Origin of the sequence: Brenneria izbisi (genome assembly GCF_025840185.1) — a bacterium.
Classification (GTDB): Bacteria; Pseudomonadota; Gammaproteobacteria; order Enterobacterales; family Enterobacteriaceae; genus Brenneria; species Brenneria izbisi.
Map to the genome: position 1 here is coordinate 56,609 of NZ_JAMPJU010000007.1, position 21,103 is coordinate 77,711.

A 21,103-nucleotide genomic window follows, 5' to 3' on the forward strand; every position below is an offset into this window, starting at 1 on the left:
GGCACAAAATGCCGCCAGGCTCCTGGTTCAAAATAAAAGGTACTAAATAGTGTTTTAGGTCGCTTCTGACGGTCATTCTCAGTAAAAAGGCGCCGTTCATTCCTATGCCTTGCATTTTTCACATCGCTGGCCTATTCGTCTTCTGTGCTGTGAGCTTTGTTGGGCTTCTGTCGGAGCTTTCAATTATGAAATTCTTATTTATCGTTTTTACCTGGAGTTGTCTGCTGTGTTTCCCGTTGCTGGCATCTTCATCCGTGGGGTATCGGCATCTGGACTTGGCCGACGAAAACAAGGGTCGGCCGCTCAGCGTGGCGGTGCTCTATCCGACCGATGCGGCCGGGGAAAGCGAATCTCTTGGCGAAAATCCCGCTTTCTTCGGCGTACCGGTGATTAAGCAGCCGCAACCGCAGGCCGGTTTACATCCTTTAGTGATTATTTCCCATGGTTATGGCGGAAGTTGGCGCAATCAGCTTTGGCTGGCCCATGCGCTGGCGCAAAAAGGGTATGTGGTTGCCGCGCCTAATCATCCCGGCACGACATCCTTTGATATGAAACCTGCGGCGGCGGCGAAACTTTGGCTGCGGCCTGACGATGTAAGCCGGGTGATTACCGCCTTACAGACGGATTCAGCCATCGCCGGTAATATTTCATCCGGGCAGATTGCCGTTGTCGGGCATTCGCTGGGCGGATGGACGGCATTAGCCATGGCTGGCGCGCGTTTTAACGCCGAACGGTTTGCAAAGGACTGCGTGACGCAAAAGCAACTCGCCTCCTGCAAGATCTATCTGACGATTGGCGCCGGAAAGGATGAAACGTCGAGAGCGCGGCTTGATGCGTCTGCGCGGGACCAACGGGTCAGCGCGGTCGTTGCGTTGGATCTGGGGCTGGCAAGAGGGTTTACCCCAATGAGTCTGGCGGCCATGCCGGTGCCGGTACTGGTTATCGCCGCCGGCGTTCCCGACCCGGCTTTGCCCGCCTCGCTCGAATCACGCTATCTGATGCGGTATTTGCCGGCGAATAAGGCGCAATATCAGGAAATCGCTGATGCCACGCACTTTAGCTTTATGCAACTCTGCAAGCCGGGCGCGGCAGCACTCATCAATGCTTCAGAACCGGGCGAAGGCATTATCTGCACGGATGGCGCAACGGGTTCTCGCGAGGCCATTCATCGTGCGCTGATCGAGAAGATCAACGGCTTTCTGACGCGGACGTGGCAGCAGAACTAGCGGATGTTGATGAGGTGTTGGCGCGTCGCCAGTGGCTGGGGGACATCCCCGTGAATTTTAAAAACTCCCGGTTGAAGTTTGATTTGGTCTGGAAGCCGCAGGCCAACATGATGTCGATGATGCGTGAATCGGTCTGGCTGAGTAACCGCCTGGCTTCATTAATACGATAGCCATTCATGATCTGAGAAATATTACGCCCGTAAACGCGATTAATGGCTTCCGATAGTTGCCGGGTGGGGATGCCCAGCCGTCGGGCAAGGCGTTGGATCGTCATCGTGGGATCGGTATAGAGATTGTGGGTACGGATCAATTGATCCAGTTTGTCTGCCAGCGCCCGATCTTCAGGGCTGGCAGGCTGTATTTCGACGCCGTCTCTATTTTTCTCAGCCGTTTCCGCCAGAGAAGGGTCCGTGGTCACAATAAGCAAAGTCAGAACAATCAGCGTGGCAATGTGGGCGGCGGCAATCATTCCCGGCGCCCGCCTGCCGCCAAAAATCTCCAGATCCAGCGCGATGGCGATATCGGCCATCCCCGAGCAGATGAAATAAACGCCCGCCAGAAAACGTATTTTTTTCCACCGGGGGGATGCCGATGGAATAGCGCATGACGAGTGAACCAACGCCGTGCCATAGCCGGCGTAAATCATCAGCAGCGATAAATCGAGCAGCGGCAAGTTGATGTGGGCTCTCATGGTGACCAGGAGAGCCACGCCGATCACGGGAAGCAGATGCCGAAAGTAGCGTACCAACGGTTTGCTGTCGTTATTGACTGGTTTGGCGCAAAGCCAAAACAGCGGCGGCACAGAGGCTGCGACAATCGGTTGAAAAAAGGCTGGCAGTGAAAGCGATGTTCCCCAGTGGAATCCGCACAGGGTGATAGTAAGACAACTGGCGGCAATAAACGCGGTTTCTGTTTTTGTCGAACGCGCCTTGCCGTTAATATGCCGAATTCGCAGGAAAAGGACGATTAACAGAAACGCGGTGATAAACGGTAGCGGTATCGCGGGCATGCCAGTTCCCTTATGCGGTCAGGTGGTTTTATGATACTGAGCCTTTGGTCATCCATGTCAGAGGCCCAGCCAGAATGATTGAAATAATCGCTAGCGACGATAATTTTTCTGCGCCGTATTCACTTTGTACAGATATCGTCGAGACTCGCCTGACGGATGTTTGGTGGTCAGCGTCTGATAAACATCGCTGGGCGACATGTTATTGATAATTCCCACCGCCCGATCCCGGTCGCTGGAGAACACCCGCAGGACACTGCCCGCGCCGCCGTTATAAGCGGTGATCACCGCATAACGCCGCGAGGTTGGGTCTGCAATTCCGGCCAGATAGTTGTTCTTCAGAATCGACAGATAGGCAGTACCGGCATCAATGTTGTTTTCTGGATCAAACAGATAACTACGGCTGGGCTGTCCCCACTTTCCTTTCATTTTGAATACATCACGGCCCGCGCTGTGCTGGACGACCTGCATCAGACCGAGTGCGTCGGAGCGGCTGACCGCATAGGGGTTGAAACTGGATTCCGTCTGCATGATCGCCAGAATAAGCGATTCTTCAATGCCGTAGCGCTCGGCAGCTTTACGCACCAGCGGCAGATATTTGTGCGCACGTTTGTCCAGATGGTTGGGAACCAACTGAATGGTGACGGACCAGATGACATGCAACCCGGAATTTCGTTTCTGCAAGCGGTTCTGGATCAGATAATCGGCAAAGCTGGCGGCGCGGCCTTCCCAGCGGATCGGCTGCCCGGTGTTGTCCAGCACCTGCCCATAAAGCATCGGTTCGCGGCTGATCTGAATATCATTGGCGTCGGAGTAAAGATCGGTGTTGGTGGCGTCGTCACCCATCAGCAAGGTGGTGATAATCGCCTGACGCAAGCTGGCGACGGAATTGGTCGCCGAAATAGTCTCAATGGTGATCGTACCGGCATCAAAATTGATATGGCTGCGTGTTTGATATTGGTCGCTATATTTTACGTAATCTTTCGGTCCGGCGATCAGGACTTCGTTCATACCCCAGATATTCTCAATGTTGTGGGCGAACTGCCCCATCAGAATATCGAACGCATTGGTATCCTTGATAAATTGTTCGTTGACGGCGTTATCTTTGCTCCCTGAGCAGGAGATGAGTAACGGCGCGATAACCAGCAAAGCTAAAGTTTTCTTCATATAAAAAGCCGTGTCGGAATGAAAGACGTAACAGGATCGTCGGACCCTGCGGTATCAATGACTCGGGGGCGTATAGCCTTCGATATGTACGTCCTTCCCCTCAAACAGGAATTTGATCATTTCCTGTTCCAGCAGTTTGCGATCGTCGACGTTCATCATGCTGAGTTTCTTTTCATTGATCAGCATGGTTTGCTTGGTTTGCCATTGCGCCCAGGCTTCTTTGGAGATCTCGTTATAGATGCGTTTCCCCAGTTCGCCCGGATAAAGCTGAAAATCCTGCCCTTCGGCATCACGTTGTAAAAAAGTACAAAAAATCGTTCTGCTCATGCTTGTTCCTCATTAATTACGCAGGCATTCAATCATCATGCTGACTGCGGCTGGGCCAATTCCCGCAGCAGGCGTTCAACCGGGGTTGCCAACCCGACAGCAGGCGGCTGCGCTAAGTTATACCAGAGACCTGCGCCTTCATCCATGCGGGACCTTTGTAGTGAACGATCCTGCTCGCCGACGTGCAACCAGAGCGGCACGATATCCAGATGGAAATGGCTGAATGTGTGACGAAACGCGTTCAGTTGCTGGAGTGCGTTAACGTTCAGACCGCGTTGTTGCACCCATTGTTCCAATTCATGGCGTGCGCTGAATTGCGGAAAGCAGAATAATCCGCCCCACAGACCCACGGCAGGGCGTTGTTGCAGCCATACTTTTGAGCCTTGTTGCAGCAACAGAAACCAGCCGGTTTTCTCCGGCAGCGTTTGTTTAGGCTTTTTGCCGGGATACTGCGCCCAGTTCTGGTTGACATAAGCGATACAGCCCTTATTGAGCGGACACAGTTCGCATTTGGGACGACTGCGGGTACACACCATTGCGCCCAAATCCATCATCGCCTGATTGAACTGGCTGACGCCGCCAGCTGGGGTTACCGCTTCGCTTAATGTCCACAGCCGTTTTTCGACCTCTTTTTTACCCGGCCAGCCATCAACCGCATAGCAGCGCGCCAGTACGCGTTTTACGTTGCCGTCCAGGATCGGGTAGTGCTGTCCCAGCGATAGAGACAGAATAGCGCCGGCGGTGGAGCGACCGACGCCGGGTAAATCGGCCACCTCATCAAATGTGGTGGGGAACACGCCGCCGTGTCGGGAAGCGATGGTTTGCGCGGCTTTGTGCAGATTGCGGGCGCGAGCGTAATAGCCCAGCCCGGTCCACAGGTGCAGCACTTCATCCAGCGGCGCATTCGCCAGAGCGTTAACATCAGGGAAGCGGGCCATGAAGCGCTGAAAATAGGGAATGACTGTGGCGACCTGAGTTTGTTGCAACATCACTTCGGACAGCCATACTTTATAGGGCGTTTTCTCAAGCTGCCATGGCAGGGTTTTGCGGCCATAACGCTGATACCAGTCCAGCACCTGGTGCGCGAACTGTTGCGCTTGCATCATAAAATGGGATCACTATCCGGCAGGTAAAAGTCTGACAGCGATTCCAGCACAGAGTCATGATGCTGTAAACCGGAACTTTCCGAGGCGGCGGACTTGCTAAACCACAGTATCCTTGCATAATGCGCGTTTCCTTAATGAAATCGGACAGCCAGTAAGCACGCTTTATGATTAACAATGTCATCTCGCCGGAATTTGATGAAAACGGGCGCCCACTGCGTCGGATACGCAGTTTTGTTCGTCGTCAGGGACGTCTGACCAACGGGCAACAATTAGCGCTGGATAACTATTGGCCGGTGATGGGCGTGGAATATCAGACGGAACCGCTGGTATTTAGCTCGCTGTTTGGTCGTGAAGCGCCGGTGGTGCTGGAAATTGGTTTTGGCATGGGCGCGTCGCTGGTGAGCATGGCCGCGCAACATCCAGAACAGAATTTCCTGGGAATTGAGGTGCATCTGCCCGGCGTGGGCGCCTGTCTTGCGTCAGCGCATGAGGCGGATATCGGCAACCTGCGCGTCATGTGCCATGACGCGGTGGAAGTGTTGGAAAACATGATCCCCGACGGTTCGCTGTCGATGGTGCAGCTTTTCTTCCCTGATCCGTGGCATAAAGCCCGGCATAACAAACGCCGCATCGTGCAGACGCCTTTTGTGGAACTGGTGCGACGCAAGTTAAACATCGGCGGCGTCTTCCATATGGCTACAGACTGGGAACCTTATGCGCAACATATGCTCGAAGTGATGAGCGCTGTCGCAGGCTATCGCAACCTTTCTGACAATAATGACTATGTTGAGCGGCCGCAATCACGTCCGCTGACGAAATTTGAAGCTCGCGGCCAGCGTTTGGGGCATGGCGTTTGGGATCTTATGTTTGAGAGGATGAATTAATATGGCACAAGCTCGTAGCCGTCGTTTACGGAAAAAATTGCACATTGATGAGTTTCAGGAACTAGGCTTTTCCGTTAGCTGGCGTTTCCCGCAAGGAACCAGCGTTGAAGATATCGATCGCATGATGGATAAATTCGTTGATGACGTCATTGAACCGAATGGCCTGGCGTTTGAAGGCAGCGGTTATCTGCAATGGGAAGGATTGATCTGTTTGCAGAAGATCGGCCATTGCACCGATGAACACCGTCAACTGGTCAGCCGCTGGCTGGAAGAGCAGAAACTGACTGATGTTAAAGTCAGCGATCTGTTTGACATCTGGTGGGACTTACCCGAACAACTGTTGTAAATCAGGGCGCGGCTGAGTAACGCCATCGTTATTCGGCCTTTTTCGTCCGGCTAGCGATTCTCCCCGCCTCCGTCGTTGTTTCTTCAGGAGAAAATATGTTGCGTAAAATGACTCTCGGTTTACTGATGTTAATGTCCTGGCAGGCTCAGGCCGCCTATCAGTGTAGCGTTAACCCGCAGGACGATATCATCATCAGTCCGCAGCAGGTGCAGGTGGTTGGCGCCAGTGGGAATTTACAGATTTCACCGCAGGGAGATATGGTACGTAACGGCACGTCCTTGACGTTGAATGCCGAGCAACGCCGGCAGTCTAAAGCCTATCAGGAAGATCTGCGCCAGCAGATCCCGTGGATCGATCAGGGGGCGAGGCAGCGTCTGGAAAAAGCGCGCGTCGCGCTGGATAAAATCATTGTGCAGGAGTTAGGCAGCGATAGTAATGTGCGTAACCGGTTGACGACGCTCGATAAGCAACTCAAGCAGCAGATGAACCGCATCATTGAACACCGCAGCGACGGATTGACCTTCCACCATCAGGCGATCAAACAGGTCGAGCAGGATGGCAAGCAACTGGTGCAGCAGAGCATGGGCGGCGTCTTGCAGGACAGTCTCAATGAAATGGGCGTAAAACAGATGTCCAGCGGCGGCAACCCGTTACAGGCGATGATGGGCAATCTCGGCGGTTTACAAAAAGCGATTCAGACTGAGTGGAACAATCAAGAAATGGAATTTCAACAGTTTGGCCGTGATGTGTGCCAGCGCGTCACTACATTGGAAAACAAACGTAACAATTTATTGCAGTCAATTAAGTAGATTATTGTAATCATTTTCAATCGATTATCAAAAGGCAGCATTTTCATATATTGCCTTTTGATTTTATTGGATCGTATTTTTTTACAATTATTATGGTTTCATAATTTTTTCTTTTCGTAATGCTAATAAGCTATAACGTAAGCCGTTAAGGACAGTCTTTATCTGTGATGTGAAATACTATGGAGGGTACATGGAAATTTTTTCCAGGGTTATTCCTGGCTTCGAGCATGGAACGCACACTTCATGTCAAAATGTCATCAGTCATAAAACGAGATTCAGTCAGTGGTCCCGGTGGTGGACGGGCGCACTATGGGTGATGGCTTGTTTTCCGGCTACGCCATTGCGGGCGGCTACCGCGGATGATTTTCGAACGCCGGAATATCTGAGCAACGGTGCGTCGCTGGATTCGATGCGGGCGGCGGATGCTTACGCACTGGGATTTAGTGGTCGGGGCGTAACGGTGGGGATTATTGATACCAGTGCCGATTTGTCAGGGGCGGAGTTTCTGGGCCGGGTGGATGACAGAACGCGCTGGATCAGCACTCCTGCCGATAGATCGCCGCACGGTCGCGCCGTTGCAGGGGTGATAGGCGAGGCGAAGAACGATGCCGGCGTACAGGGCGTTGCATACAATGCCAACCTGCTGGCGCTCGGCACCGATCTCAGCATTGGTAGTCTGGCGCAGGCGATGGGGGAAATCGCGGAATACCCGGATGTGAAAATCATCAATAACAGCTGGGGTTTTGAACTCTATTATGACAATATCGACAGCTATTCTCCCGAAATCAAGGACGAGATAGACAATATTTTGATTCCCGGTTTTACCGAGTTGGCGGAAGGTATCACATCACGCGGAAAATTGATGGTTGTCTCCGCAGGAAACGAGGGACATCTGACGCCCGCGTTGCTGGCCGGGTTGCCGACGTGGTTGGACGTCACTGGTCGGGAGAACCGAATTGGCAACAACTGGCTCAACGTGATGACGTATGATCCCCGGCAATCTTCAAATAGCGCGGCGTTTATCGCTTCGTTCAGTAACCTGGCTTTGGGGGCTAGCGAATACAGCCTGCTGGCGCCAGGGGTGGAAGTCTCCACCACCATAGGCGAGGACACGTATACCAGGTTGAGTGGCACCTCGTTTTCCGCACCTTACGTAGCGGGCGTCGGCGCGCTGGTTAGCGAAGCGTTTCCCTATCTGGACGGTAAACAGATTGCCGATGTCTTGCTTTCCACCGCGACGCCGTTGAGCGGCGATAATCGTCCTAAAGCGATAATGCTGACACGCAACGAATACGATGGCGATCTGAATCTGGTCGATATCACGCTGAAATTTTATTCAACCCAACGCGATGTCACAGTTACTGAAGATGAGATAAATGTTCTGCTTGGCTCATTAATCACAGAACAAACCCCCGAAGAAGTGAAGGAACGGTTGCGAGACATGATCCTCACCGCATCCAGCGAACAGAATATCACCGTGCTTCCTGAAAACGACTATCAATCGCTGTTCGGCCAGGGGATCGTGAACGCTTATAAAGCCGTGCAGGGGCCGGGCGCGCTGAATGCGCGGCGGCTGAGCGATGATGATATTGGCGGCGGGGCGACCGGCGGCGAGTATGCTTTGTATGGCGTTGATACCCAGGGTGTAGATAGCGCCTGGCGTAATGATATTGCTCAGGTTCGTAATCAAAATCCTGAAAGCACGCTGTTTGGACGTGACGTCGGTTTGCGTAAGCAAGGCGATGGCACGCTTTATCTGACGGGCGATAACCGCTATGCCGGGCCGACCATCATCCAGGGCGGCGAGATTGTGGTCGGCGCTGTCGCGGGGGGAACAGGCAGTCTGGCTGGCGATGTCTGGGTACAATCCGCCGCGACGCTGAGCGGTCACGGCAAGATTGCCGGCAGCGTGACGGTTGATGACGGCGCCACGCTCTCGCCCGGCACTTCCATTGGGACATTGACCGTAGGCAATGTGACTTTCCGGCAAGGCGGCATCTATGCGTTTGAGGTTGATGAACAGGGCAGAACGGATAGCCTGAGGGTCACGCAGGACGCGCATCTGGCGGGAAAGGTCATGCTGACAAGCGCTTATCCGCAGGCGTTTGGCGAGCGTTTTTCGCTGGTCAATGTGGGCGGTAAGCTAACCGGGGCCTTCGATCCGCTGACCTCGCCCCGCCAGACGCTTTTTCTGACCGATACGCTGAGCTACAGCGACCAGCAGGCTTATCTGGAGGTGGCGCGTAATAGTCGGCCATTCAACGACGTGGCGCAAAATCGTAATCAAAGCGCTGTCGCTCAGGCGATTGACAGTCAGAAGCGTGGTCGGGTTTTTGCGGTGATAGCCGACACAAGAAGTGAAGAAGCCGCCCGCGCCGCATTTGATAACCTCAACGGTGAGATTTATGCCGCGTCCCGTTCCGCCATGTTCCAGCGTAGCCGTTATATGCGCGACGTAATCAATAGCTCAATGCATGCAGGAAAAGCGGATGCCTTGTGGTTGAGTTCCTGGGCTAATGAAGGGCAGGTGGATAAACAGCCGGGGTTCGCCCAGGTGACGCACAGCGGTTATGGTTTTTTAATCGGTAATGGTAACGCAATCGGTGAAAACAGTACCCTGGGTTTTGCGCTCGGCAGTGAGAAAAGCAAAATCAAAATCGATGAACGTGCGTCCAGCACGGATGTCACCGCCTATCATCTCGCAGGTTTCTGGGGTAGCAAGCAGTGGGGGATGGATATCCGCAGCGGTATAACATATAGCTATCTGGATATGGCAAGCGAACGTTCGATCACCGTGCCGGGGCTGGAGAGTCGGGCGCGATCGAAATACCGCGCTCATTTGGCGCAGGGCTTTGCTGAGGGCAGTCATCGGTTTGCGTTTAACGATCATTTTAGCCTTGAGCCTTATGGCAACGCGGCTTATGTCTGGATGAGCATGCCCGGCGCACGGGAAAATGGCGGCGAGGCGGCGCTGAACTGGCGCAAACAGACTGGCGGCACAGCGTTTTCCACGCTGGGTCTACGCAGTGAATTGCGCTTTTCCTCCCCGCTGCCGGTCGCCTTTTACACGGATGCAGGCTACCAGCGCCGTATGATGGCTGATGATAATCAAATGCGGCTGCGTTTTGCGCGTGGCGACGAATTCACCATCAAGTCCGGCGCCGATCGCGATACCTTGCTGCTGCGTGCAGGGATGTCTTTGGGTCTGACGCAAAGCGGAAAACTGTCGCTGGGTTATCAGGGCATGTTGGGGAAAAATACGCGTGACGACAGCGTCAGGATGCAGTTCAGCGCGACATTCTGAGTGAGTATGGCGATACGCTGCTCCGTTAGGAACGGCGTATCAAACGATATGGGCGGAAATTACGGCGCCGGGATCGTAAAGCGGCGGTGGATCGCGTCCAGTTCGTCCAGAATCTCGCTATTTAACCGCAGATCCTGACTCGCCAGGTTGATCTTGAGTTGCTCCACCGAGGTGGCCCCCAGCAAGGTAGTGGCGACAAACGGTTGCTGGCGGACGAAAGCCAACGCCATCTGCGCCGGATCCAGTCCATGTTTCCGCGCCAGCGCGACGTATTCGGCGATTGCCGACTCAGTATGAGGCGCAGTGTAACGGGTAAAGCGGCTGAACAACGTATTACGGGCGCCGGCAGGTTTGGCGCCATTAAGGTATTTCCCTGTCAGCGTACCAAACGCTAACGACGAGTACGCCAGCAGTTCCACCCCTTCATGCTGACTGATTTCCGCCAACCCCACTTCAAAGCTGCGGTTAAGCAGACTGTATGGGTTTTGAATCGATACGATGCGCGGCAATTCGTGTTTCTCAGCCAGATGCAGATAGCGCATCACGCCCCAGGGCGTTTCGTTGGAAACGCCGATGTAACGAATCTTACCGGCTCTGACCTGCTCATTCAGCGCTTCCAACGTTTCCAGCAGGGTCACTGCCGGTTTGTCTTCGGTATACTGGTACCCCAGTTTACCGAAACAGTTGGTTTGGCGTTGCGGCCAGTGCAATTGGTACAAATCAATATAATCGGTGTTCAGGCGCTTAAGGCTGGCGTCCAGCGCGTCACGGATGTTTTTGCGATCCAACGCCTGTTGTGGACGAATAGCGTTATCATTGCCGCGGGCCGGACCGCTAACCTTGCTTGCCAGAATGAGTTTTTCACGTCCGCCGCGGGATTTCAGCCATGAACCGATATAACTTTCGGTCAGCCCCTGGGTTTCCGGTCGTGGCGGAACAGGATACATCTCTGCGGTATCAATCAGGTTAACGCCAGCGGCAATGGCGTGATCAAGCTGTGCATGCGCTTCAGCTTCACTGTTTTGTTCGCCAAAAGTCATCGTGCCAAGACCCAGCACACTGACTTCTAAAGCACTATGGGGAATACGGTGATATTGCATTGCCAGCTTCCTTGTATGTCTGAAAATAACCGATGCATCAATGCCCGGTGAGCTTGCAGGAAACAGGCGCGTTGGCGCTTTCCTGTAACCTGGCATTTTTGGGGATGACACACCTGAATTGACTATAACCAAGCCGCGCGATGGGGGAAAGCCTCTTTATTGTCTGGCGGCGTGGTAATGGTGTTCGGCTGGGAGAAGGGTATCCGGCAATCAGCGTTCGATAATCTGAGAAATATTATTACTGTTAATCTGTCTTTCGTTGCCTTGTTCATCAATGTAACTGAGCATTCCTGTTTCTTTATCCAGAACCGGCTTGCTTTGCGTCAACAGCATCTGTCCCTCTTTTGTCGCCATGACATACTGACTCGAACAGCCGCTAAGGGTGAATAATACCGCCAGTGTTGCCGCCATTTTTACCCGTACTTTCATTGTTATCTTTACCTGTTTTCGTCAGCAAAAAAATTGAATGTTATTCATTGAGTCTAGCAAAGAGTCTGTCGACATTAAGTAGGAATAATGGAAAAAATTAATGGAGAAAGCGTTAATTTTGGTTAACACGATCGAGAAAATGTGTCAGACGACATTAACGGTACAAGATGCGCAGATGACGCGGCGCGCTGATTCGACACCGCTTTTTCCCATTGCGCCCGCCGTGATTGACAGGCGCGAGGATTGAAACCGTTCAGTCCGTCACGTTGGCCTTTTTGCCACGTAGCAGATTCAGGGCTTCAACAGACATCGAGAAGAACATCGCAAAGTAGATATAGCCTTTCGGCACATGAACATCGAAACTTTCCAGAATCAGCGTGAAGCCGACCAGGATCAGGAACGATAGCGCCAGCATTTTGACGGACGGATGACGTTCGACAAACTCGCCGATAGTGCGGGCGGAAAACATCATCACACCGACGGCGATAATTACAGCCGCCATCATAATAAACAGATGGTCGGAAAGGCCCACCGCCGTGATCACCGAATCCAGACTGAAAATAATATCCAGCAGCATGATCTGTACGATCGCGCCAAAGAAAGAGTGTACCTGCGACACATGATCCACCGAGCTTCCTTCCACGGTTTCATGGATCTCTTTGCTCGATTTCCAGATCAGGAACAAGCCCCCGAAAAACAGGATCAGGTCGCGCGTGGAAATCTCATTGCCCAGCACGGTGAATAGGGGATGGGTCAGGCGGATCACCCAGGCAATCGAGGCTAGCAGCCCAAGACGCATCAGCATGGCGCCCATAAGACCGATACGGCGTGCTTTATTTTGTTGAGCTTTGGGGAGTTTGGCGACAACCAACGACAGGAAAATAATGTTGTCGATACCCAGAACGATCTCCAGAATGGTCAGCGTTCCCAGCGCTAACCAGGCATTCGGATCAACAATCCAATCAAACATGTATCAATACACCTTAAACGAAACGTAAACGACATTATACGCCGTTACATCAGTGAGTGGGCAAGTGAAAGTGTTGCTAACGAAACGCTTTATCTTTTTGCTATGTGCGGTTCCTGGTTTGATATTGTTACCGCTTTACTCCTGAAATCCATTGTGTGAAGACCGTCATAAAAAATGACGAGCAAGTAAAGGCGCGGTGAACGTTTTTTTCAGATAGAACCCACGGGGCAACGTCATGATGGGTTGCCCGAATTCACCGATTGCCTCCGTCAGTGCACGACTATTGGCGGCTTTCGGACGTAATTGCAGCACTTCGCCATGACGTGCGGTGATGCTTTCCACCTTACCGAGCACAATCAAGTCCATTAACTCTTCCCAGTCACGGCGCAGTTGCTCCTCTTCCTCTTCGTTGGGGCTCCAGATAAGGGGCGTACCAATCCGCCGTTCGCCTAAGGGGATCGGTCGTGAACCTTCCACCGGGATCCACAGTACACGCGCCAGTTTATGCCGAACGTGGCTGTTTTCCCAGGTAACGCCGCTATTGCCGGTCAAGGGGGCGACGCAGACGAATGTGGTTTCCAGCGGACGACCTTGCTCATCAATAGGAATGGTTTTCAGTTCAATACCGATATCGGGGAAATCCTGCTCAGGCTTGCTGCCCGCGCTGGCGCCCAGGAAACGCTCCAGCAGCACGCCTATCCAGCCTTTATCACGCTTCAGATTGGCGGGTAGCGGCAACTGCGCAATGCTGGCTAGTTCAGCCAGGTTATAGCCCGCGAGCGCCTGGGCGCGTTGCAGCAATGCCTGTTCGTTATGTGGTGGCGCGGTAAGTACGGACGGTGAATTCATGGCTGTCTGACCTGACGTTTGTCGCTCAAAAAAAACACAGCGGGTAAAAAACATTAACGCACAGCGTGCGAAGCTGTTAAAGAATTCAATAATAGCATGATTCGTAGAACTTTTTTTCGATACGAAAACCAACGTGAGATGCGCTTTTTTAAACTGTGCACGTATAGAAACCAACAATGAACAGGATCTTACACCAGGTTATCCACAGATTTCTTGGATAACCCGTGTGAAGATGGATTACTGGTTTGATTTACAGCCTTGACGTCACGGATTTTTGCTGTTTTTGCTTATTTATTGCCTGATGTTGTTGTTGCCTCTGTGGATAAAATCGACATAGAACGATCTTTCGCCAGCATCGCGTTGATAAGAATTCATACAGGATCCTTTGCAATGAGTTTTCAGTGCAGATGATAATTAATTTTATGAAAATAAAGGATTATTTTTTAATTAGTTCGATAATTCTTTATCTGAAAAAAATAAGTTTTACTCACTTTTTCATGGGTTCTGCACAAAGATGTCCACAGAAATAGTGAATAAACCGCCATTCTTTGGTTGCGCATGTTTATAACTTTGGTTCTATCTGTGGGTTATCTGCTTTTTATTAGAGTGATAACTGCGCTAAGCAGTGGTTTACCGCCTGCCGTGAGTGTGAAACAATCAGGTCATCTTTGCATTTAAAGTATATCGAGGTAGTCCGGTGATCGATGATGATGGCTACCGCCCGAACGTTGGTATCGTAATTTGTAATCGGCAGGGGCAGGTCTTATGGGCCCGTCGTTACGGTCAACACTCCTGGCAGTTTCCTCAAGGGGGGATCAACCCCGGTGAGAACGCAGAGCAGGCAATGTACCGTGAACTGTTTGAAGAGGTGGGTCTGAAGAAAAAAGATGTCCGCGTGTTGGCGTCTACCCGCAACTGGTTACGTTATAAATTACCGAAACGTTTGGTGCGTTGGGATACTAAACCGGTCTGTATCGGCCAAAAGCAAAAATGGTTTCTGCTACAGTTAATGTGTAATGAGTCTGATATCAATATGCAAAGCAGTGGCACGCCTGAGTTTGATGGCTGGCGTTGGGTCAGTTACTGGTATCCGGTTCGTCAGGTTGTATCTTTCAAACGCGATGTTTACCGTCGTGTAATGAAGGAATTTATCAGCCCGGTAATACAACTTCAGGAGAGTACGGCGACACGGTCGGCATCTCCGTCTGGCTCCCGACGAAAAAGAGGGTAATTCAGGCACATCATGCTCACGCGCTTGCGAGAAATTGTTGAAAAGGTAGCGGCGGCGGCTCGCCTTAATGATGCGCTGGAAATTCTGGTCAATGAAACCTGTCAGGCAATGGACACGGAGGTCTGTTCGATCTATCTGGCTGACCACGATCACCAATGCTACTACCTGATGGCGACGCGAGGTTTAAAAAAACCGCGCGGTCGAACCGTTACGTTGGCATTTGGGCAAGGCGTGGTCGGTCTGGTCGGCCAGCGCGCCGAACCGATTAATCTGGCTGATGCCCCGGCTCACCCCAGTTTCAAGTATATCCCCGCGGTAAAAGAGCAGCATTTCCGCTCTTTTCTGGGGGTTCCCATTATTCATCGTCGTCAGTTGTTAGGGGTATTGGTCGTCCAGCAGCGAGAGCATCGCCAGTTTAACAAGAATGAAGAATCCTTCATGGTCACGCTGGCGACGCAAATGGCCGCCATTTTTTCTCTGTCGCAGATCAAGACGCTGTTTGGCCAATACCGCCAGACGCGCATTAGCGCGCTGGTAGCCTCACCCGGCGTGGCGATCGCACCGGGATGGCAGGATTGCAGCCAGCCTTCCCTGGATCAAGTTTTTCCCGCATCGAGTCTGGATAACGAACGCGAACGTTCTCGTCTGATGCAGGCGTTAGAAGACGCGACAGCGGAGTTTCGGCGCTTCAGCAAACGGTTTAACGCCAGCGCCCAAAAAGAAAGCGCCGCGATTTTCGATTTGTATTCCCATCTGCTGAATGATGCGCACCTCAAGCGTGAATTGTTTCAGGAAGTGGACGCGGGCAACGCGGCGCAATGGGCGGTGAAACTGGTGATCGAACGCTTCGCGGCGCAGTTTTCCAATTTGCAGGACACCTATCTGCGTGAGCGTGCCGGGGATTTGCGGGCGCTTGGGCAACGATTGCTATTCCATCTTGACGACAATGCGCAAATTACCGGGCAGTGGCCTGAACGTTTCATTCTTGTCGCCGATGAACTGACCGCCACCTTGCTGGCGGAGCTTCCGCCGGAGCGTCTGGCCGGCGTGGTGGTGTATGACGGCGCCGCCAATTCTCATGCTGCGATCCTGGTGCGCGCCATGGGGCTGCCGACATTGGTCGGTGCGGATATTCAGCCTGATATGCTGCATCAACGTCTGCTGATTATCGATGGTTATCGTGGCGAACTGCTGGTGGACCCTGAACCAGTGCTGGTGCAGGAGTATCAGCGTCTGCTGATTGAAGAAAAGGAGCTTACCCGCCTGGTTGAAGATGATATGGAACGTCCTGCGATGCTGCAAAGCGGCGAACGCATCCAGATTATGTTGAATGCGGGGTTGAGCGCCGATCATGAGAAACGTTTTATTAATCAGGTCGATGGCGTCGGTCTGTATCGCACTGAAATTCCCTTTATGCTGCAAAGCGGTTTTCCGTCGGAAGATGAACAACTGGCGCAATACCAAAGCATGTTGCAACTCTACCCGTCGCGTCAGGTAATGTTGCGAACGCTGGATATCGGCGCGGACAAACCATTGCCTTATCTGCCCATCAGCGAAGAGAATCCGTGCCTCGGCTGGCGCGGTATTCGTATTACCCTCGATCAGCCGGAAATCTTTCTGATTCAGATCCGCGCCATGCTGCGAGCGAATGCGTATCTCGGCAACCTGAATATTCTGCTGCCGATGATCAGTAGTCTGGATGAGATTGACGAAGCCCGCCGCCTTATCGATCAGGCGGCAGGTGAAGTGGAAGAGATGCTGGGTTTTCCGCAACCTAAACTGCGGATCGGCATCATGGTGGAAGTGCCGTCAATGATTTTCCTGTTGCAGCATCTGGCTTCCCGCATCGATTTTGTTTCGGTCGGCACCAATGATCTCACCCAGTATCTGCTGGCCGTCGATCGCAACAATGCTCATGTCGCTTCGCTGTATGACAGTCTGCACCCGGCTATGCTTCAGGCGCTCAATCTTATCGCCGTTGAGTGCCGACGACATGATCTTGCGCTTTCGGTATGCGGCGAGATGGCCGGAGAAGCGTTGGGGGCGCTGCTGCTGACCGGACTCGGATATCGCACGCTCAGTATGAATGGTCGCAGCGTTGCCCGCATCAAGTACCTGCTGCGCCAGATAGCGCTGCCTGATGCGCAATCTCTGGCGCAGCAACTGCTAAAAGCGCACACCGCTAGCGAGGTCAGGCAATCGGCCGCGCATTTTATGGAAGAACGCGGGCTGGGCGGATTGGTGCGTGGCGGACGCTGATTTTTTCGATTTTCAATAAAGGTTTACAGATCTTTTGCCGCACGGCAATCATCGAATTCGATGCGCTATGCTATGATGCGCAGCCGCGCCTGGCGGGAAAGGGGAAAGGATGATATTCCTGCCCTGGCCAGGGAATGCCCCGTTCGCGGGGGACATACAACAAAATATGTGGTGAACGATGACAACGAGCTATCTGGCGTTTCCTCAGTTTGATCCAGTGATTTTTTCAATCGGCCCGGTGGCGCTGCATTGGTATGGACTGATGTATTTGGTCGGTTTTGTGTTTGCCATGTGGCTGGCGGGACGCCGGGCTAACCAACCGGGCAGCGGCTGGAAGAAAGAAGAAGTCGAGAACCTGCTCTACATCGGCTTCCTCGGTGTTTTTGTCGGCGGGCGTCTGGGCTATGTTCTGTTCTATGCCTTCCCCTCCTTTCTGGAAAATCCGCTCTATCTGTTCAAAGTCTGGGATGGCGGCATGTCGTTCCACGGCGGTCTGGTCGGCGTTATCGTCGTAATGATGTGGTTTGCCCACAGGACCAAACGCCATTTCTTTCAGGTATCTGATTTTATTGCGCCGCTGATCCCATTCGGCTTGGGGGCGGGACGTCTGGGGAACTTTATCAACGGCGAACTGTGGGGACGTGTCACCACCAATACGCCCTGGGCCATGTTGTTTCCCGGCTCACGCGGCGAAGATCTCGAACTGGCGGCCAGCAATCCGCAATGGCTGGCGATTTTCAATCAATACGGCATGTTGCCGCGCCACCCATCCCAGTTGTATCAAATGCTGCTCGAAGGGGTATTGCTGTTTATCCTGTTGAATCTGTTTATTCGCAAACCCCGGCCTATGGGGAGTGTTTCGGGCCTGTTCCTGATGGGTTATGGCCTGTTTCGCATCATCAGCGAGTTTTTCCGTCAGCCGGACGCGCAACTGGGGCTGTTTGGCGGCGTATTCAGTATGGGGCAGATTCTTTCGTTGCCGATGGTGATCGCCGGTATCCTGATGATGGTCTGGGCCTACCGCCGTCAACCGGTACAATCCTAGTCCGGCATCATTCTTTAATTTTGTGGTGAGGTAGTATGAAACAGTATCTGGATCTGATGAAAAAAGTGCTTGATGAAGGCACGCCGAAAGCAGACCGTACCGGAACTGGCACCCGCTCTATTTTCGGTCATCAGATGCGTTTCAATTTGCAGGACGGTTTTCCGCTGGTCACAACCAAGCGTTGCCATCTGCGATCCATTATTCACGAACTGCTGTGGTTCCTGAATGGCGATACCAATGTTGGCTATCTGCATGACAACAACGTCAGCATCTGGGATGAGTGGGCGGATGAAAACGGCGATCTCGGCCCGGTATACGGTAAACAATGGCGCGCCTGGGGCGCGGCCGACGGACGTCAGATCGACCAGTTGAAAAACGTACTGACGCAGTTGAAACAGGATCCTGACTCCCGCCGCATTATTGTTTCGGCCTGGAACGTCGGGGAACTGGACAAAATGGCGCTGGCGCCTTGCCATGCCTTTTTCCAGTTCTATGTCGCCGATGGCAAATTATCCTGCCAGCTATACCAGCGTTCCTGCGATGTGTTTCTGGGACTGCCGTTCAACATCGCCAGTTATGCTTTGCTGGTGCATATGGTGGCGCAGCAGTGCGACCTTGACGTGGGCGATTTCGTCTGGACCGGCGGCGACACGCACCTTTACAATAATCATATGGAACAGACGCATCTGCAATTGAGCCGAGAACCGCGCGCGCTGCCGACACTGGTGATAAAACGCCGTCCTGATACGCTGTTTGATTACCGTTTTGAAGATTTCGAAATCGCAGGTTACGATCCGCATCCGCCAATCAAAGCGCCTGTGGCGATTTGATGCTATCTCCTCCCGGCATGGATGATCTTTAAGGGCCGCTTTTGCGGCCTTTTTAATTGGCGCATACCGCTTGCCTGTTTCCTGCGCTGGTGTATTGCCGCTTATTTTTTCCTGCCTTCCCGCAGATCTGTTCTGTCATTACATTGTTGCAATAAAACATTGCGTATCGGTATGCAAAAAAACGCTAATCCACTGTATTGCATGATAAAAATATCTACACTGCCGTCATGAACACAAACAATCGGCAACCGCGGGGGTTTACCTTGCTTGAGATACTGGTCATTTTGACTATTGTCGCGTTATTGGCCGGCGGCGGCATACAGACGTGGATAGGGTATCAGCAGGCGTTGCGTCTGGAGCAGAGCGCGCAACAACTGCTGGATTTTCTTAACCGGGTTCAGGCCAATGCCTATTGGCACAATCAAACTCGCACGGCGCAACTGGTACGTCAGAGAGAACGCTGGTGCATGGTTAGCGATGCCGAGCGTCGGGCGGAAAATATGTTGTGCCGTGAAGCAGGCAGCCAGCAATATGTCAGTCCCACCCAGGAAATTACGGTTGCGAATGCAACCAGCAATCGCTTTGTTTTTTATGGTTTGCGCAGCACGGCGCAGGCGGGGCATATCACGCTGATGAATCCGGCAGGAAGGCTACGCCTGATCATCTCCGTGCGTGGGCGCATGCGGCTGTGTAGTGAAGAACGGCAAGTTCTGGCGATCCCGCTATGCTGAGGCGTGCGCACCGGGGTTTCACCTTACCTGAAATTTTGCTGGCGTTGAGTCTGAGCAGCCTGATTATGTTGTCCGCCGCCCAGTGGTATCCCATTTTGCGCAGCCAGAGCCAAAATAGCGCGCAGTATTTCCGGCTCGAACAGCTATTTAGTCAGGTGATTTCCGGCATTGAAAAAAATATCCGCCGTGCGGGTTTTTGTGCGGGCGCGTGTCAGGGGGCGGCGATGACGCTGGCACGCTATCCGGGAGAAATGCCCAATAGTTGTCTGAACGTCTCTTATGATCTGAATCGCAACGGCGTCTGGGATGGAGGAGAGCAGGAACATGAATCGTTTGGCTATCGGCTGCGTGCCGGGGCGTTGGAGATCCAAAGCGGCGCGCATAACTGCCGAGGCGATCGTTGGGAGAAGCTCTTTGATCCACAGGAAGTGATGCTGACGCATTTCCGCATACAACCTGTGGCTGGCAAGGCGGGGGCTAAACTGTACCAATTGCAATTGACCGGATTCTGGACAAAACGTCCTGCCGTTCAGCGTACCGTTACGCGTTTGATCCTGGGACGCAATCAATGAACGGGAGAGAACAGTATGGCGGCGGCACGCTGGTCATGGTGATGTTGATTACGGTTATCGGGCTGTTGCTCATGTCTGGCCTGCAACGCCAGCTTGATGCGACTATACAAATGGGAAATGATGAGCGCCATTACCTGCGGGCGTTTAATCAGGCATTATCTTCGCTGAACTGGGGTATACATGTGGTCTGGCCTCGGTTACAGGACGACTGGTCATGCCAGACGCTGGCAAGCGACACGCTGAATGTCTGTTTAAAAAAAGCGTCTGACGAGGGGCTGGGGTTATTGCGGGGCGAAGGGCTGCTGCCATCCCAGCGTCGTCCGCTTTTCCTGTATCAGCGGGTGGTTTTCTCCGGGCTGGCATCCGAGCAGATCACGCTTAAGGCGGTATCCCGCGGCTGGCTGGATTTCTGCCCGGATAGCGAGGCCGAACGCTGCGCTGACTTGGAATAACGCCATGATGTTCAGGCCGTTCTATTCGCAAAGGGGCTTCAGCCTGACAGAAACGCTGGTTGCGGCATTATTGTTAACCATATCGCTGCTGGGTTTACTGCAATATCACCAGCTATTGCAACAGTCGTTTCTGCATCAGTGGCAACAACGGCAGGCATGGCGTCTGGTTGCGCAGCAATTGGACGCGTATGAGGCGGGAGTCACGAACACGGGGATACTCAATGATGGCACGGTGTCTGATGACAAGATTCATGACAAAACAGTGCTTGATCCCGCTACAGGAATCAGACGAAAGTGGCAGACCAGCTTGTCAGAGCAAAGACTGACGGCTGAGTGCAGGAAAGTGACGGCAACCGTCACGACGCCGACAAACTATCAGGCGCGGCTTACCCGCTGGTTTTGTCAGGCGGCGCAATCCATTCGTGGATAATTTGGTCACACTTAGCGGCATGACAGGAGC

General features: G+C 52.9%; 22 protein-coding genes. 14 read left to right on the plus strand and 8 right to left on the minus strand.

Annotated elements, in window-relative coordinates:
* Positions 1-185 precede the first annotated feature (185 nt).
* Positions 186-1,226, plus strand: a complete 1,041-nt coding sequence (locus tag NC856_RS10750; RefSeq protein WP_264090432.1) for an alpha/beta hydrolase family protein — start codon at positions 186-188, stop codon at positions 1,224-1,226.
* Here the strand turns inward: NC856_RS10750 and NC856_RS10755 are convergent.
* From NC856_RS10755 to mutY, 4 genes are all read right to left on the minus strand, one after another.
* Positions 1,189-2,235 (minus strand): helix-turn-helix domain-containing protein, encoded by a 1,047-nt coding sequence (locus tag NC856_RS10755; protein ID WP_264090433.1) that lies wholly within the window; start codon positions 2,233-2,235, stop codon positions 1,189-1,191. The two genes, NC856_RS10750 and NC856_RS10755, sit on opposite strands and share 38 nt — an antisense overlap.
* A 90-nt stretch (positions 2,236-2,325) precedes the next feature.
* On the minus strand, positions 2,326-3,399 hold the full coding sequence (gene mltC, locus NC856_RS10760) for a membrane-bound lytic murein transglycosylase MltC (protein WP_264090434.1): 1,074 nt from the start codon (positions 3,397-3,399) through the stop codon (positions 2,326-2,328).
* 54 nt (positions 3,400-3,453) lie between these two features.
* On the minus strand, positions 3,454-3,726 hold the full coding sequence (locus NC856_RS10765) for an oxidative damage protection protein (protein WP_264090435.1): 273 nt from the start codon (positions 3,724-3,726) through the stop codon (positions 3,454-3,456).
* A gap of 35 nt (positions 3,727-3,761) precedes the next feature.
* Positions 3,762-4,832, minus strand: a complete 1,071-nt coding sequence (mutY, locus tag NC856_RS10770) for an A/G-specific adenine glycosylase (protein ID WP_264090436.1) — start codon at positions 4,830-4,832, stop codon at positions 3,762-3,764.
* Positions 4,833-4,996: 164 nt separating this feature from the next.
* Here mutY and trmB point away from each other — a divergent pair, with 164 nt between their 5' ends.
* From trmB to NC856_RS10790, 4 genes are all read left to right on the plus strand, one after another.
* Positions 4,997-5,716 (plus strand): tRNA (guanosine(46)-N7)-methyltransferase TrmB, encoded by a 720-nt coding sequence (gene trmB / locus NC856_RS10775; protein WP_264090437.1) that lies wholly within the window; start codon positions 4,997-4,999, stop codon positions 5,714-5,716.
* Between the two features lies 1 nt (position 5,717).
* Entirely contained in the window at positions 5,718-6,062 is a 345-nt protein-coding gene (locus NC856_RS10780; RefSeq protein WP_264090438.1) for a YggL family protein, read from the plus strand.
* 95 nt (positions 6,063-6,157) lie between these two features.
* Positions 6,158-6,871: a YggN family protein gene (locus NC856_RS10785; RefSeq protein WP_264090439.1), complete on the plus strand. Its 714-nt coding sequence runs from the start codon at positions 6,158-6,160 to the stop codon at positions 6,869-6,871.
* Between the two features lie 316 nt (positions 6,872-7,187).
* On the plus strand, positions 7,188-10,175 hold the full coding sequence (locus NC856_RS10790; RefSeq protein ID WP_264090440.1) for an autotransporter domain-containing protein: 2,988 nt from the start codon (positions 7,188-7,190) through the stop codon (positions 10,173-10,175).
* Between the two features lie 59 nt (positions 10,176-10,234).
* On the opposite strand, the gene NC856_RS10795 is transcribed toward NC856_RS10790, so the two are convergent.
* Both NC856_RS10795 and NC856_RS10800 read right to left on the minus strand, forming a co-directional pair.
* A complete protein-coding gene (locus NC856_RS10795) occupies positions 10,235-11,275 on the minus strand; it encodes an NADP(H)-dependent aldo-keto reductase (RefSeq protein ID WP_264090441.1) in 1,041 nt (346 codons plus the stop codon).
* 210 nt (positions 11,276-11,485) lie between these two features.
* The gene (locus NC856_RS10800; protein ID WP_264090442.1) at positions 11,486-11,704 is read right to left on the minus strand and encodes a YgdI/YgdR family lipoprotein; all 219 of its coding nucleotides are present in this window, start codon (positions 11,702-11,704) and stop codon (positions 11,486-11,488) included.
* 100 nt (positions 11,705-11,804) lie between these two features.
* Here NC856_RS10800 and NC856_RS10805 point away from each other — a divergent pair, with 100 nt between their 5' ends.
* Positions 11,805-11,951, plus strand: coding sequence for a hypothetical protein (locus NC856_RS10805; protein ID WP_264090443.1), 147 nt, complete (start codon positions 11,805-11,807; stop codon positions 11,949-11,951).
* A gap of 6 nt (positions 11,952-11,957) precedes the next feature.
* Here the strand turns inward: NC856_RS10805 and NC856_RS10810 are convergent, their stop codons facing one another.
* Both NC856_RS10810 and mutH read right to left on the minus strand, forming a co-directional pair.
* Entirely contained in the window at positions 11,958-12,674 is a 717-nt protein-coding gene (locus NC856_RS10810; protein WP_264090444.1) for a TerC family protein, read from the minus strand.
* Between the two features lie 165 nt (positions 12,675-12,839).
* On the minus strand, positions 12,840-13,523 hold the full coding sequence (gene mutH, locus NC856_RS10815) for a DNA mismatch repair endonuclease MutH (RefSeq protein ID WP_264090445.1): 684 nt from the start codon (positions 13,521-13,523) through the stop codon (positions 12,840-12,842).
* Positions 13,524-14,220: 697 nt separating this feature from the next.
* Here mutH and rppH point away from each other — a divergent pair.
* From rppH to NC856_RS10855, 8 genes are all read left to right on the plus strand, one after another.
* Positions 14,221-14,754 carry an RNA pyrophosphohydrolase gene (gene rppH, locus NC856_RS10820; RefSeq protein WP_264090446.1) on the plus strand — a complete coding sequence of 178 codons (534 nt, stop codon included), beginning with the start codon at positions 14,221-14,223 and terminating at the stop codon, positions 14,752-14,754.
* A gap of 12 nt (positions 14,755-14,766) precedes the next feature.
* Positions 14,767-17,013 (plus strand): phosphoenolpyruvate--protein phosphotransferase, encoded by a 2,247-nt coding sequence (gene ptsP / locus NC856_RS10825; protein ID WP_264090447.1) that lies wholly within the window; start codon positions 14,767-14,769, stop codon positions 17,011-17,013.
* 178 nt (positions 17,014-17,191) lie between these two features.
* A complete protein-coding gene (lgt, locus tag NC856_RS10830) occupies positions 17,192-18,058 on the plus strand; it encodes a prolipoprotein diacylglyceryl transferase (protein ID WP_264090448.1) in 867 nt (288 codons plus the stop codon).
* 35 nt (positions 18,059-18,093) lie between these two features.
* Positions 18,094-18,888, plus strand: a complete 795-nt coding sequence (gene thyA, locus NC856_RS10835; RefSeq protein ID WP_264090449.1) for a thymidylate synthase — start codon at positions 18,094-18,096, stop codon at positions 18,886-18,888.
* 227 nt (positions 18,889-19,115) lie between these two features.
* Complete coding sequence (locus NC856_RS10840; RefSeq protein WP_264090450.1) at positions 19,116-19,619, plus strand: prepilin peptidase-dependent protein; 504 nt, start codon at positions 19,116-19,118, stop codon at positions 19,617-19,619.
* Entirely contained in the window at positions 19,613-20,191 is a 579-nt protein-coding gene (locus tag NC856_RS10845; protein ID WP_264090451.1) for a prepilin peptidase-dependent protein, read from the plus strand. Before NC856_RS10840 ends, NC856_RS10845 begins: the two co-directional genes overlap by 7 nt.
* The gene (locus NC856_RS10850) at positions 20,188-20,643 is read left to right on the plus strand and encodes a YgdB family protein (RefSeq protein ID WP_264090452.1); all 456 of its coding nucleotides are present in this window, start codon (positions 20,188-20,190) and stop codon (positions 20,641-20,643) included. The genes NC856_RS10845 and NC856_RS10850 overlap by 4 nt, the downstream gene beginning before the upstream one ends.
* A gap of 4 nt (positions 20,644-20,647) precedes the next feature.
* On the plus strand, positions 20,648-21,073 hold the full coding sequence (locus NC856_RS10855) for a prepilin-type N-terminal cleavage/methylation domain-containing protein (protein ID WP_264090453.1): 426 nt from the start codon (positions 20,648-20,650) through the stop codon (positions 21,071-21,073).
* Positions 21,074-21,103: the final 30 nt, after the last annotated feature.